Source organism: Caulobacter sp. GW821-FHT05F04, assembly GCF_059419665.1.
In genome coordinates, this window is record NZ_JBWKSF010000001.1 from 642888 (window position 1) to 657576 (window position 14689).

At 66.8% G+C, this 14689-nt stretch carries 7 protein-coding genes; 3 read left to right on the forward strand and 4 right to left on the reverse strand.

The genetic code is table 11. The features are described 5' to 3' along the window. Positions 1 to 200 precede the first annotated feature (200 nt). The 3 genes from AC07R7_RS03060 (at position 201) to AC07R7_RS03070 (ending at position 7591) form a co-directional block, all read left to right on the forward strand. Positions 201 to 1376, forward strand: a complete 1176-nt coding sequence (locus tag AC07R7_RS03060; protein ID WP_494634097.1) for a glycoside hydrolase family 88/105 protein — start codon at positions 201 to 203, stop codon at positions 1374 to 1376. A gap of 450 nt (positions 1377 to 1826) precedes the next feature. Next, a complete protein-coding gene (locus AC07R7_RS03065; RefSeq protein WP_494634098.1) occupies positions 1827 to 4619 on the forward strand; it encodes a TonB-dependent receptor in 2793 nt (930 codons plus the stop codon). A 218-nt stretch (positions 4620 to 4837) separates the two neighbouring features. After that, positions 4838 to 7591, forward strand: coding sequence for a M14 family metallopeptidase (locus tag AC07R7_RS03070; protein ID WP_494634099.1), 2754 nt, complete (start codon positions 4838 to 4840; stop codon positions 7589 to 7591). A 331-nt stretch (positions 7592 to 7922) separates the two neighbouring features. Here AC07R7_RS03070 and ggt read toward each other — a convergent pair whose 3' ends face one another. The 4 genes from ggt to AC07R7_RS03090 form a co-directional block, all read right to left on the reverse strand. Then, a complete protein-coding gene (gene ggt / locus AC07R7_RS03075; RefSeq protein ID WP_494634100.1) occupies positions 7923 to 9683 on the reverse strand; it encodes a gamma-glutamyltransferase in 1761 nt (586 codons plus the stop codon). Between the two features lie 50 nt (positions 9684 to 9733). Beyond that, complete coding sequence (locus AC07R7_RS03080) at positions 9734 to 12991, reverse strand: TonB-dependent receptor domain-containing protein (protein ID WP_494634101.1); 3258 nt, start codon at positions 12989 to 12991, stop codon at positions 9734 to 9736. 120 nt (positions 12992 to 13111) lie between these two features. Then, positions 13112 to 14125, reverse strand: coding sequence for a FecR family protein (locus tag AC07R7_RS03085; protein WP_494634102.1), 1014 nt, complete (start codon positions 14123 to 14125; stop codon positions 13112 to 13114). Beyond that, positions 14089 to 14682, reverse strand: a complete 594-nt coding sequence (locus AC07R7_RS03090; protein ID WP_494634103.1) for an RNA polymerase sigma factor — start codon at positions 14680 to 14682, stop codon at positions 14089 to 14091. Before AC07R7_RS03090 ends, AC07R7_RS03085 begins: the two co-directional genes overlap by 37 nt. Positions 14683 to 14689 lie beyond the last annotated feature (7 nt).

Consider the following 14689-nt stretch of genomic DNA (forward strand, 5'->3'; position numbering starts at 1 on the left):
GCTGGCGCCATCCAGGAAACCGGCGCCAAACCGGCTACACTGAAATTGGGCTACCAGACAAGTTAACTGGCATGACCAAAATTCCATTCCGCGGGCGCGATTTGCCCAAGAGCGATCGGATCAGGTAAGACAACTTTCAGCGGAGCCGCCAGGCGACGCGACGCGACGTCCGGCAGAGGCGCGCCCCACGGGAGGTTTCGATGCGCGTGCGGTTCGCGACGGCTGTGATCTGCCTGGCCTTGAGCGCCGTTCCCGCCCCCTTCTCCGCCGCCGCGCGGACGTCCCAACCCGCCACACCGGCCAAGGCTTCCGCCGATCTCTCCGCCGCCGCCCTGACCCTGGGCCGCGCCGTCGCCGACTGGCAGCTGCGCCACATGGACGGCCGGTTCGATTATGTGAAGACCCAGCACGCCAAGACCCAGAACCCGCGGGGCTGGATCCAGGGCGCCTTCTATGCCGGCCTGACCGCCTTCGCCGAGCGAACAGGCGACCAGGGCTACGCTCAGGCCCTACGGACGCACGGCGCCCAAGAAGGCTGGGGTCTGGGCCAGCGCCCGCTGCACGCCGACGACCACGTCATCGCCCAGTCCTGGATCTGGGTTTACGGCCGCGACCACGAGCCCGCTCAGATCGCGCCGGTGAGGGCCCGCTTCGACGCCATCCTGGCCGATCCGCCCAAGGCGGACCTGACCTTCGTCGACGGCACGGAGGATCAGCCCTGCCAGGCCCGCTGGTGCTGGAGCGACGCCCTGTTCATGGCCCCGCCGACCTGGACCGCCCTGTCGGCCGCCACCCAGGACCCGCGCTACGCCGCCCATGGCGACAGGGAGTTCTGGGCCGCCACCGACTGGCTGCTGGACAAGCAGGAAGGCCTCTATTTCCGCGACAGCCGCTACTTCGACCGCAAGGACGATCAGGGCCGCAAGATCTTCTGGGCCCGCGGCAACGGCTGGGCCTATGCGGGCGTCGTCAACATCCTGAAGACCTTGCCGGCCAACCACCCGTCGCGCCCGCGCTACGTGGCGCTGTTCAAGCGGATGTCCGCCAGGCTGGCGACGCTGCAGAAGCCCGACGGCTACTGGCCGGTGTCGCTGCTGGCGCCGGAGCAGGGCCCGCCGGAAAGCAGCGGGACCGGCTTCTTCGTCTATGGCCTGGCCTGGGGCGTGAACAACGGACTGCTGAAAGACCCAAACTACGAAGCCGCCGCGCGCCGGGGGTGGGGCGCCCTGGCCCAGGCCGTGCAGCCGGACGGCAAGGTGGGCTGGGTGCAGCAGGTCGGCTACGCGCCCGACCACGTCGAGGCGGGCGACACCCAGCTCTACGGCGCGGGGGCGTTCCTGCTGGCGGCTTCGGAAGTCTCGCGCGGTCGCTTCTAGCGCCCACTCCACCCTTTCGAATTCAGCCCTATCCCGGCGATCTCGCGGGGCATGCGCCCGCGCGCAGTCCCACGCGACACCGCGCGATCCTGAATATCGATATTCAACGAACGCCTCGATTATTATCTACACTAAAAACGCTACATAGAGTTCAGCGTTCCGCGAACGATGTGATTTCCACATTGCTCCCAGAGTGGATCTATAAATTTCCGTAATGTTTCACCGACGATATGGCCTCGTCTCATTCCCGCCCCAATTGGCCAAAGTCGTGGCCTTAAAGATACAGCTTCACGACAATTCTATTACACGAATTGCCTCACGATTGACCACTTGCTTCGGAAGCGCCTAAGGCGCCGACAACCGCCGGATCGCGGCGGGAAACACATCTTGCATCGGGCTGTAAGGACGTCGGCGCTCGCGCCGGCGAGGGCGGCCCGGAAGGATAAAGACATGAACTATCAGTTAACCCGGGGTCGTTTGCTCGCGACCTCGATGATCGTAGGCGTGGCCACGCTGGCCGGCTTCGCCGCGAACGCTCAAACCGCCGCGCCGGCCGCTCAGCCGGCCGCCCAGGACAACGAGGTCGAGGCCGTCGTCGTCACCGGTTCGCTGCTGCGCCGCACCGACACCGCCACCCCCTCGCCGGTCCAGGTCCAGACCAACGAACAGCTCAAGGCCCAGGGTATCACGACGGTGGCCGACGCCATCCGCAGCCTGTCGGCCGACAACTCGGGCTCGGTCCCCGCCGCCTTCGGCAGCGGCTTCGCCGCTGGCTCGACGGGCGTTGCCCTGCGCGGCCTGACCGTCAACTCGACCCTGGTGATGATCGACGGCCTCCGCAACGCCAGCTACCCGCTGGCCGATGACGGCCAGCGCTCGTTCGTCGACCTCAACTCGATCCCGTTCAACGCGGTCGAGCGCATCGAGACCCTGAAGGACGGCGCCTCGTCGCTGTACGGCGCCGACGCCATCGGCGGCGTGGTCAACATCATCATGAAGTCGAACTTCCAGGGCATGGGCGCTGACCTGTCGGTCGGCACGTCCGAGCACGGCGGCGGCGACCAGTACCGCTTCAACGGCGAGGTCGGCTACGGCGACCTGAACACCGACAAGTACAACATGTACCTGGACGTCGAGTACCAGCTGGACAAGCGCATCCGCATCGATCAGCGCGGCTATCCGTACGACACCTTCGACCTGTCGGGCATTCCGGGCGGCAGCAACGACAACCCGGGCGCCGGCGGCAGCACCTACTACGGTCAGGTCAAGCGCGCGAAGATGGGCACGGCGGGCGACATCTCGACCGGCGTCGCCCTGGCCGACCAACTGTGGCAACCGCTGCGCACCTGCGCGGCCGACGCCCCGCTGACCACCTCGGCCGGCGGCGCGTACTGCGCCCAGAACGTCGCCAAGCTGGGCGACGTCCAGCCCAAGCAAGAGCGCGTGGGCGCCTATGGCCGCTTCACGATCAAGCCGAACGACAACTTCCAGGCCTATCTGTCGGCCAGCTTCATGCAGTCGAAGACCTCGACCCGTGGCGCTGAACGCTCGATCTCGTCGTCGACGCCGCACAACCTGTCGAACATCGTCCTGCCGGCCCTGCTGTCGAACGGCCAGCTGAACCCGAACAACCCGTTCGCGGCCGAGGGTTATGACGCGCTGATCCGCTACCGCTTCAGCGACATTCCGTTCTACGCCAACTACACCAACCGCATGGCCCGCCTGGTCGGCGGCGTCGAAGGCTCGGCGGCCGACTGGAACTACAAGGCCAATCTGGTCATCGCCCACGGCTGGCTGGAGAGCGCCAACCACGGCTACATCAGCTACAACGCGCTGATCGACGCGGTGAACAACGGCACGTACAACTTCCTCGACCCGTCGAAGAATAGCCAGGCTGTCCGCAGCGCCCTCGCCCCGGTCCTGGCCAAGACCTCGACCAGCGACCTGGACTCGATCAACTTCCAGGCCTCGCGCGACGTCTTCAACCTGCCGGGCGGCCCCGCCCAGTTGGGTCTGGGCGGCGAGTTCCGCTACGAGGCGGTCAACGACCCGGCCCTGAACCCGACCAACGACGCCCAGGGCCTGGGCAACGCCCGCACCATCGGCAACCGCACGGTCGCCTCGGCCTTCGCCGAGCTGGGCATGCCGGTGCTGGACAATGTCGAGGTCAACGTCTCGGGTCGCTACGACCACTATTCGGACTTCGGCGGCAACTTCTCGCCGAAGATCGGCGTCAAGTACACGCCCATCAAGACGGTCGCCCTGCGCGCCACCGTCTCGAAGGGCTTCCGCGCGCCGTCGTTCTCGGAATCGGGCGACTCGGCCAGCCAGGGCTTCACGAACTTCTCGTTCGCGAACTACCCCGACTTCGTGGCGGCCCACGGCGGCAGCGAGTATACCAAGACCTACTCGCTCTCGAGCATCACCGCGGCCAACCCGGACCTGAAGCCGGAGAAGTCGACCAGCTACACCATGGGCGCGGTGTGGGCCCCGACCCGCAACTTCAGCGTCTCGCTGGACTACTACCACATCAAGAAGACCGACGTGATCGCGCAGGCCAGCGCGGGTAACGCCATCGCCGCCTACTATGCCGGCGAAGCCATCCCGGCCGGCTACGTGGTGACCGCCGACCTGCCGGATCCGGACGCCCCGAACGCCCTGCCGCGCATCCTGTCGGTGGCCTCGCCGTACATCAACGCCGACTCACTGCGCACCAGCGGCATGGACCTGAACGTCCAGAACACGATGTACCTGCCCGCCGACGTCAAGTGGACCAGCGAGCTGAACGCCACCGTCCTGTTCGACTTCAAGTACACCCAGGGCGGGGTGACCTATAACTACGTCGGCAAGCAGGCCCCGTACGTGCTGTCGTCGGGCGCCGGGACGCCGAAGTACCGCGCCTCGTGGAGCAACACCTTCACCCGCGGTCCGGCCACGATGACCGGCACCCTGAACTATGTCAGCGGCCTGCGCTCGATCGACGAAAGCTATGTGGGCGACCAGACCTGCCTGTACGGCGACGCCGACTTCAAGTGCCACACGAAGGACTTCATCTCCTTCGACCTGACCGGCGGCTACGACGTCACCGAGCACACGACGGTCTATGCCGACGTGCTGAACCTGTTCGACGCCGGCCCGATGTTCAACCCGGCCAACTACGCCGCGGTGAACTGGAACCCGACCTACTCGCAGTCGGGCGCCGTGGGCCGCTACTTCCGCGTGGGCGTCCGCCTGAAGTACTAGTCGTTAGCGGATCTCGCGTACGGACCGCGTGAGTATGGTCCGATGAGATGGAGGGGGTCGTCCGCGAGGGCGGCCCCTTTCCTTTTGCCCTGTCCTTGTGCGGGTGAAAAAATGGGTTGGGCCCGCCGTTGCCGCGGGTGCGGAAACGCTCTCCACTTACGTCAGTCTAAGGAAGGGCCGACGCACCGTTGCGTTCGCCATGGGCAACGGGGTTGGAAATGACGCGAAGCAGAGCAATGGCCGGGGCGGCCCTCGGCATGGTGCTGGCCTTCACGGGGATCAGCGGCGCGATCGCCGCCGACATCACCCCGCCGGACAAGGCCTTCGCTCAGCCGGTCGGCAGCGACTACTTCCTGGCCGACTACACGGCCTACGAGGCCTATCTGAAGACCCTGGCCGGCCAGTCGGACAGGATGAAGCTGGTCGACATCGGCAAGACCGAGGAAGGCCGCACCATGTGGGTGGCGATCGTCTCCTCGCCAGCCAACCTGGCCAAGCTGGACCGCTACAAGGAGATCGCCCACAAGCTGGCCAAGGCCGAGGGCGTCAAGGAAGACGAGGCCCGCAAGCTGGCCGCCGAGGGCAAGGCGATCGTGTGGATCGACGCCGGCCTGCACGCCAGCGAGACGATCACCTCGCAGGGCCAGATCCAGGTGCTGTACCGGATGCTGACCCAGACCGATCCCGAGACGCTGCGCCTGCTGGACGACACCGTCATCCTGTTCGGCCAGGACAATCCGGACGGGATGGAGATGGTCTCGGACTGGTACATGCGCAACCAGGATCCGAAGAAGCGCGAGTTCGGCTCGCTGCCGCGCCTCTATCAGAAGTACGTCGGCCACGATAACAACCGCGACAGCTTCATGTCGGCCATGGCCGAGACCACCAACGTCAACAAGATGCTGTTCCGCGAGTGGTATCCGCAGATCATCTACAACCAGCACCAGACCGGCCCGAACGGCATGGTGGTGTTCGTCCCGCCGTTCCGCGACCCGTTCAACTTCAACTACGACCCGCTGGTCATGACCGAGCTGCAGGAAGTCGGCATGGCCATGCACAGCCGCCTGGTGGCCGAGGACAAGCCGGGTTCGGGCGCCCGCAGCGCCGCGCCCTACTCCACCTGGCATAACGGCATGGAGCGGTCGGTCGCCTACTTCCACAATTCGATCGGCCTTCTGACCGAGATCATCGGCGGCCCGACCCCCACGACGGTCAATCTGGTGCCGGAACTGCAGCTGCCGGGCAACGACCGCCCCGCGCCGATCGCGCCGCGCGAATGGCGTCTACAGGACTCGCTGGACTACCAGTGGACCATGAACAGGGCGGTGATCGACTACGCCGCCCGCAACAAGGAACGCCTGCTCTTCAACATCTGGAAGATGGGCGACAACAGCATCAAGCGCGGCGGCAAGGACAGCTGGACGATCACCCCGACCCGCGTCGAGGCGCTGCAAGCGGCCGGCAAGGGCAAGCCGGGCGTGGGCCGAGACGCGGTCGACCCGAGCCTGTTCAAGTCGGTGCTCCAGACCCCGGAAGAGCGTGACGCGCGCGGCTACGTCATCCCGTCGGACCAGGCCGACATGCCCACGGTGGTCGCGTTCCTGAACGCCTTGATCAAGACCGGCGTCGACGTGGAAAAGGCGACCAAGCCCTTCACGATCGGGGCCAAGACCTATCCGGCCGGCTCCTACGTCGTGCGCGCGGCCCAGGCCTATCGCCCGCACATCATGGACATGTTCGAGCCGCAGGATCACCCGCACGACCTGGAATATCCGGGCGGCCCGCCCAAGGCCCCGTACGACGTCACCGGCTACACCCTGGCCTACCAGATGGGCATCAAGTTCGACCGCATCCTGGAGGGCTTCGAGGCCCCGACGGCGCGCGTGCCGGACCTGATCTCGGTGACGCCGGGCGCGGTGAAGGGTTCGGGCGGCGCGGGCTGGCTGGTCAGCCACGAGACCAACGCCAGCTTCACCCTGACCAACCGTCTGCTCAAGGCCGGCGCCAAGGTCTATTGGGTCAAGGACGGCGCCAAGGCCGGCAAGACCGCCTTCGGTCCCGGCGCGATCTTCGTCCCCGCCTCGCCCGCCGCCAAGGCGGTGATCGACAAGGGCGTCAAGGACCTGGGCATCGACGCCTACGCCATCGGCGGCAAGCCGTCGGGCGCGACCATCGCCCTGAAGCCGATCCGCGTCGGCCTGGTCGACGTCTATGGCGGCTCGATGCCCTCGGGCTGGAACCGCTGGATGTTCGAGAAGTTCGAGGCGCCCTTCCAGGTCGTCTATCCGCAGCGCCTGGACGCCGGCGACATCGCCAAGGACTACGACGTGCTGGTGTTCCCGGACGGCGTCGTCCCCGCCCCGGCCGACGGCCCGTTCAAGGTCGGCCGCGGCGGTTCGCAGCCCAAGCCCGAAGAGATCCCGGCCGAGTACCGTCCGTGGCTGGGCCGGGTGAGCGACGAGAAGACGCTGCCCCAGATCGCCGCCTTCGTGAAGGGCGGCGGTTCGGTCGTCGCCATCGGCGCCTCGACGCGCCTGGCCACGGCCCTGGGCGCGCCGGTCGAGATCGCCACCGCCAAGATGGAGAACGGACAGCTGAAGGCCTTCACCAATCGCGAACTCTACATTCCGGGCTCGGTGCTGCGCGCCAAGGTCGATCCCAAGCAGCCCCTGGCCTATGGGGCTTCGGACCAGGTCGACGTGTTCTTCGACCGCAGCCCGGCCTTCACCGTGAAGGCCGACGCCAAGGGCGTGTCGCGCGTGGCCTGGTTCGACGCCGACAAGCCGCTGCGCAGCGGCTGGGCCGTGGGTCAGGAAAAGCTGAAGGGCTCGACCGCCATGCTCGATATCGATGTCGGCAAGGGCAAGGTCTTCGCCTTCGGCCCCGAGATCACCCAGCGGGCGCAGTCGTACGGAACGTTCAAGTTCCTGTTCAACGGCCTGCTGTACGGGCCGGCGGTCAGCGGGAAGTAGATCGGAGCACGGCTTCTGGCGTTTGAAGCTGGAGCCGAGAAACAAAATCGGCGCCGGAGGGGAATCCGGCGCCGATCTCGCTCGGGACTACAGGGGGAGTCGCCCCGAGAGCAGCAACTGTCCGACGCGAACTGGCGACCGCGTCGGACCGTGAGAACCGGACGAGAAACCGGACCGCAGCCCCTCACCGATCTCAAGATGAAGCTTGCGCCACGACTGGAGCGGCGACGTTGATTTAACGCAAACGGAAATGAAATCGGCGCCGGGAGGGCAGTCCCGGCGCCGATGAATCGCGTCCCAAGAGATCTCTCAGGTGGGGGGAGGTTGACCCCTAGGGCGCGATCGCCTCGGCTCCGGGACGACGCGGGTCGGCGCCGCCCAGGAAGAGACCCTTGTCGATCATGATCGACTGGGCGGAACCCATGGTCTCGTCCGAGGACAGGGGGTGGCCCATCGCCTTGAGGGCGGCCACCGTGTCGGGATTGAAGTTCGGCTCGACGCGCAGATTGTCGCTGGCGTCCTGGAAGATGCGCGGCTGGTGGGTGGCCTCGGCCACGTTCAGCCTGAAGTCGACGACATTGACGATGACCTGCAGCACCGTGTCGATGATCGTGCTGCCGCCCGGCGTGCCGGTGATCAGCCATGGCTTGCCGTCCTTGAAGATCATGGTCGGCATCATGGTCGACAGCACGCGCTTGCCCGGCTGCAGGGCGTTGGGCGGCAAGGGCTTTCCACTCTTCTGGGCCCGCCACGCCGCGGCGTGCGAATAGTTGTTCATCTGGTTGTTCAGCACGAAGCCCGCGCCGGCCACCATCACGCCCGAGCCGAAGTCCGCGCCCAGGGTGAAGGTGTTGGAGACGGCGTTGCCGTCGGCGTCGGCCACCGAGAAGTGGGTGGTGTTGTGGCTCTCGAACGCCCAGGGGTCGCCGACGCCCAGGTCCTTGGCGCTCTTGGCCTTGTCCGGGTCGACAAGCTTGGCGCGCTCGACGCCGTAGGCCTTGGAGGTGAAGCCAGCCAGCGGAACCTTGACGAAGTCGGTGTCGCCCAGGAACCGCGAACGGTCGGCGTAGCCCAGCTTCATGGCCTCGGCCATCAGGTGCAGCGACTTGGCCGAGCCAGGCCCCGAGGCCTTCAGGTCGAACTGCTCGAGAATGTTCAGCATCTCGAGCAAGGTCGCGCCGCCGGCGCTGGCGGGCGGCGAGGTCTTGACCGTGAGGCCGCGATAGCTGCCCTCCAGCGGCTGGCGGACCACGGCCTTGTAGGACGCCAGGTCCTCGGCGGTGATCAGGCCGCCATGAGCCTTCATGTCGGCGGCGAAGCGCTGGGCGATCTCGCCCTTGTAAAAAGCGTCCGCGCCCTTGTCGGCGATCTGGCGCAGCGACCAGGCCAGGTCCGGCTGCTTCAGGGTCTCGCCGGCGCGGTAGAGCTCGCCGCCGGCCTTGTAGAAAGCCGCCTTGCCGGCCGCGCTCTCGGACAGGCGCTGCTTGCCCCAGCTGAACACGAAGGCCTCGTCCGGCGACAGGACCACGCCGTCGCTGGCCAGCCTGAAGGCCGGCTCGACGACCTGTTTCCACGGCAGACGGCCGTACTTCTGGTGGGCGAGATAGAGGCCCGCCACGGTGCCCGGCACGGTCGGCGCGCGATAGCCGCGCGAGGCGACATCGTCCATCTCCTTGCCGTTCTCGTCGACAAAGGTCTCGAGCTTGGCGGCCTTGGGGGCGATGCCCCGATAGTCGATGAAGACCGTTTCCCGGGTCTTGGCCATATAGACCATCATGAAGCCGTCGCCGCCGATATTGCCGGCGCGCGGCAGGGTCACGGCCAGGGCGAAGGCCGTGGCGACCGCTGCGTCCACGGCGTTGCCGCCCTGGCGCAGGATCTCGACGCCGACCTTGGTGGCGATGGCGTTCTGGCTGACCACCATCCCCTTCTCGCCCACGACCGGCGAGTGGATGCTGGGATATTCCAGCAGCTGTTTCTTCTGGGCCAGGGCGCCGCTCGAGGCGATCGGCGTGAAGGCCAGGGAAATAGCGGCCAGGCTGACCGAGACGAGACGAACGAACTTCACGGCGGCCTCGTTCAATAAACGCAAATCTTCACTCCGCTTTCCCCGGCGTTCGCCGGGGAAAGCGGGTTAGTGAACTAGAACTTCTTGGACAGGTTCATGTACCAGTAGCGGCCCGTGGCGTTGTGCAGGGCGCCCGAGTAGCCGAAGTTGGACGCCGAGAGCGGCGGATCCTTGTCGAACACATTGCGCGCGCCGATGCGGACCGTCGAACCGCCGAACATGCCGTCCTTGAACGCGTACTGGCCGTAGAGGCTGAGCGTGGTCCAGTCCTTGATCGGGAAGTACTCGCCATTCACCTGGGCTGGGCCGGTGTCGTAGGCTTCGCCGACATACTGCACGAACGCGCCCGCGCCCCAGCCGTTGTAGCGCCAGGTGAAGCTGGCGGTGCCGCGGAACTCGGGGTAGCCGTCCATCTTGATCTGGTTGCCGGCCGACGAGATCGTCAGGCCCGGCAGTTCGCCAGCGGCGACGGCGCTCTGCAGCAGCGACTCCAGCGGGCTGGCCGACTGGTCGTACTTCAGCAGCTTGGCGACATTGACCGACAGGCCGAAGTCGCCCCAGGCGGTGTCGTCCAGGTCGTAGTCGACGCTGAAGTCGGCGCCCTGGACCATGCGCGGCTGCAGGTTCTGATAGGTGTCGTTGATATAGGCGATGTTGCCGACCGTGGCCGAGCCGACCGGGGCGTCGCGGACGACGTTCGGGTTCGACGAGCCGTGCAGGCGCAGATAGTAGTCGTAGGCGATGGCGTTATAGCCGCCCACGACGCCGATGACGCCCTTCTCGCGGATCGACCAGAAGTCGGTCGTCAGGGTCAGCTTGCCGTACTGGGCCGGAATGAAGGTCGGCTGATAGACGAAGCCGACCGTGGCGTTGTCGGCCTCTTCCGGCTTCAGGTTCTTGTTGCCGCTGCGCGACTCGATCGTGCTGGCGGTCGCGCAGGTCGTGCCGTTGAGGCGGCAGGCGGCGTAGTCGATCCGGTTGTTCGAGACCGTCGCGCCGTCGCTGTAGAACTGCGGCAGGTTCGGCGCGCGGAAGCTCTGCGAGACCGAACCGCGGAAGGCCAGGCCGTGGCCCACCTTCCAGTAGATCGCGCCCTTGGGCTTATAGACGCTGCCGAAATCCGAGTAGTCCTCGCCGCGGGCGGCGATCTGCAGGCTGATCTCCTCGACGAACGGGATGTTCATCTCGGGCGAGATGACCGGCACCGCCAGTTCGAAGAAGGCCGACTTCACCGAACGGCTGCCGTGCACGTCCGGCGAACCCGAAGCGCCCAGGACGTCGGTATTGTAGGTCACGCCGGTGACGCTGTTGGTGTACTTGATCTTGCCGTCCAGACGGTCGTCGCGATTGTCGTCATAGGTCTCGCGGCGCCACTCGACACCGGCCGCGAAGCCCACGTCGCCGCCGGGCAGGCGGAACAGGTCCTTCTTCGAGACCTTGAAATCGGCCAGCGCCAGCGAGGTTTCGCTGATCCGATAGACGTTGATGAGGAACGAGTTGATCGTGTCGCGGCTATTGGGCGAGGTATCGCCCAGCGAGTAGTTGTCGAGATTGCCGCCGTTGAACGGGTTGTAGGCCGATGCGTCGGTGCGGTTCAGCGCCTGCTGGAACAGGGTGTTGCTGATCGCATTGTGCGTCATGTCCTTGGTGCGGGCCTTGGAATACAGCGCCGCCGAATCCCACTTCCAGCCGTTCCACGAGCCCTTCAGCCCGCCCAGCAGGCGATAGCTGTCGTCCGTCACCGTGTAGGTGCGCGGGCCGGTGTCGACCACGCGATAGGTGAGGATGTTCATCGCGGCGCCGCCGGTCGGCACGCCGGTCAGGTTGGCCAGGCGGTTGACGCTGCCCACGGGGCCGAAGGGGTTCCAGTAGGCGTTGGCCGCGATGGTGATGGGGGCGGTGCTCAGCGGCGCGGACTGCTCGCGGCTGCCGGTGAACAGGGCGTGGTAGTAACCCGCCTCGCCATAGGCCGTGATGTCGCCGAAGTCGTGCTCGACGGTCGAAAACAGGTTGGTGCGCTCGACGCCGCCCTTCAGGGTGCGGTCGGGGTTCTCGTCATAGCGCAGCACGCGGTCGTTGGCGCCCGTGATGGTGCCCGACTTGATGCAGATGCCACCGGTCAGCACGGTGCTGGAGCAGCCGGCCGCCGTGTTGCTGACAGGCTCGATGTGGAAAACGCCCGAGGTCGTCAGGGCGCTCGTCCCCTGGCGCACCGCCGTGGTCGCCGGGATCAGGGTGAACGACCCCCACGGGCTGGAGGTCGAGCGGCTGTCGAACGTGGTATTGTCCACCCACGGGGTGTTGGCGACCTGCGCGCGGTGATCCTCGCTGGCGGAATAGTCGCGCTCGCTGGCGTTCAGACGGCTACGGCCGGTGTAGTTGCCGAAGAAGGTCAGGCGCGTGCCGTCTTCCAGGCGCGTGCCAGCCTTCACGTTGAACGAGCCTTCGCGGTAGCTGGTGCCTTCCGAGCCGCCGTACTGGGCTTCCATCTTCAGGCCGCGGAACTTGGTGTCGAGCACCGTGTTGACCACGCCGGCCACCGCGTCGGTGCCGTAGATGGCGGCGGCGCCGTCGCGCAGCACTTCAACCCGCTTGACGCCCGCGACCGGGAACGAGTTGGTGTTGACGGTCTGGACCGGCACCAGGTTCTCGGTCTGCGTGCCCGGCGCCAGCACGGCGCGGCGGCCGTTCAGCAGGGCCAGGGTGTTGCCGGTGCCGAGGCTGCGCAGGTTCAGCGAGGATACGTCACCGCGCGCGTCGTTCAGGTTGCCCGTGGTGCGGGCTTCCTGGAACTGCACGTCGCCGGCCTGCGGGATGGCGCGGAACAGTTCGTCGCCCGACACCGCGCCCGTGGCGATGATGTCGTTCTCGCTGACCACCGTCACCGGCAGGGCTTCGGTGGTGCGGGCGCCTTCGATCTGCGAACCGACCACCACGATGGCTTCGACCGTCTGGGCCTCGTCAGTCGCCGCGCCGGCCTCCGCGCTCACGGGCTGGGGGCGTTCGGCCGATGCCTGGCGCAGCGTGATCGTCTTGCCGTCGTCGGAGGCCACGACCAGGCCCGCGGCCTTGGTCAGACGGGCCAGGGCGTCGGCGTCGGCCACGTCGCCGGTCACCGCCGGGGTCGTCTTGCCCGAGGCGGCCTCGAACGGGAACAGCACCTGCTTGCCCGATTGCTTGGCGAAGGTCTGCAGCGCGCTGACCGCGTCGCCGGCTGGAATGTTGAAGCTGTGCCGGGCCTCTTGCGCCAGGGCCGGACCGGCCAGGACGAGCACGGCGGCGGACGCCATCAGGAAGCCGCGGACCGTGCGGCGGCGAGTGTCGATCGACATTTTTCTTGGTAACCCCTCGGGGGCGTCATCCATCCCCATGGGAAGACGCCTTCAGCCCTACCGACGCGAGGGACCCTCGTTTCCGCCACTCGGCCGGAAACTTTTTCAGCCCACTTTTTCTCAGCCCGCCTTTTCGGGGACCGCGCGACGCGACAGGCGGATGGCCCCGTCCGAGCCCGCGGCGGCGCGCACGGGGAAGGCGCTGGTCACCGCGCTGACAAAGCTGTTGGGCTCGGTGGTCTGAAAATAACCGGCCAGGCGCAGGCCCGAGATCGACGGATCGGCGATGCGGATCTGCTGCCGGTTGTAGCGGTTGAACTCGGCGACAGCCTGCTCCAGCGACTGGCCGTTCAGGGCGATCGCGCCCTGTCTCCAGGCCAGGGCCCGGTCGATCTCGCTGTCGGATACCGCGCGCGAACGGCTGCCGGCCGAGCTGTAGATGGCGGTGACGCCGGCCGTCAGACGCAGGTCGTCCTTGCGCTCGTCCTTGTGCTCGCCCGGGGCCGCGTCGAGGTCGACCGCGCCGCGCTTGACCGTCACGGCCGCGCCGTCCGAGCGCAGACGCACGGCCATCTCGGTGGAGCTGTCAGCCTGCATGACCGCGTCGGCGGCCTTGATCACGAACGGGCGGACGTCCTTGGCGGCTTCGAACACCGCCTCGCCCTTGATGAGCTTCACCTCGCGCACGCCCTTGCGGTAGCGAACGACGACCTTGCTGTCGGTATTGAGCTCGATACGGCTGTTGTCGCTAAGGACCACCACGCGGCGCTCGCCGATGGCGGTGGCGTAGGCCGTGCCGCCGTCGAACGTCATCGTGCCGGCCACGACCAGGGCGATGGCGGCCGCGGCGGCCATGCCGCGCGCCCACGGCGTCCGCGCTACGTTCGGGCGGCGCTCGGCCAGCAGGTCGCGATCCGGACGCTCCACGCCCGGACGCAGGGCGCGCAGACGCTCAAGCCGCGCCCAGGCGGCGGCTTCGCGCTCATAGGCGGCTTCATGCTCGTGGCTGTCGTCGCGCCAGGCCTCGAAGGCGGCGCGATCGGCGGCCGAGCACGAAGGATCGTCAAGCCGGACCACCCAGAGGGCGGCCGCCTGCCTTACCGCTTCGCGTCGTGATCCCGTCTCGCGCTCCATGAGCGTCCTTCGTCGACCTTATTCTTGCGTCCGATACGACGTCCCAACTTGTCGGAACAGTACCGAAGGCCCTTCACCAGATGCTTCTCAACAGTAGAGACGGATAGTCCGAGCCGAACCGCTATGTCCTCGGGCGAGAGGCTATAAACTTTTCTCAACGTAAAGACGCGTCGGCATTGAGTCGGAAGTTCGGCGATCGCGTCGGCCAGCAGCCGCAGTTCCTCGCGTGATTCGAGCATCATCTGCGCGGTGGGCGCTTCGTCGATCGGTTCGATGCGATCGAAGTCGGCGACGGCGGTGATGGTCAGGACCTTGCGGCGGCGCAGCGCGTCGAGCGCGCAGTTGCGCAGGATGCGGGTGGCGAAAGCGCCCGGATTTCCGATCTCGCGCCAGGTCTTGCAGGCGATCGCGCGAGCGAAGGTCTCGTGGACCAGATCCTCGGGATCGGTCTGGCCGTCGCGACAGAACTGCCGCGCATAGGCCAGCAGATCCGGCTCCAGCGGCAGGATCTCACGCCTGAACCAGGCGCGACGGTCTTCGTCTTCTTGCGCCATCAACGCTCCC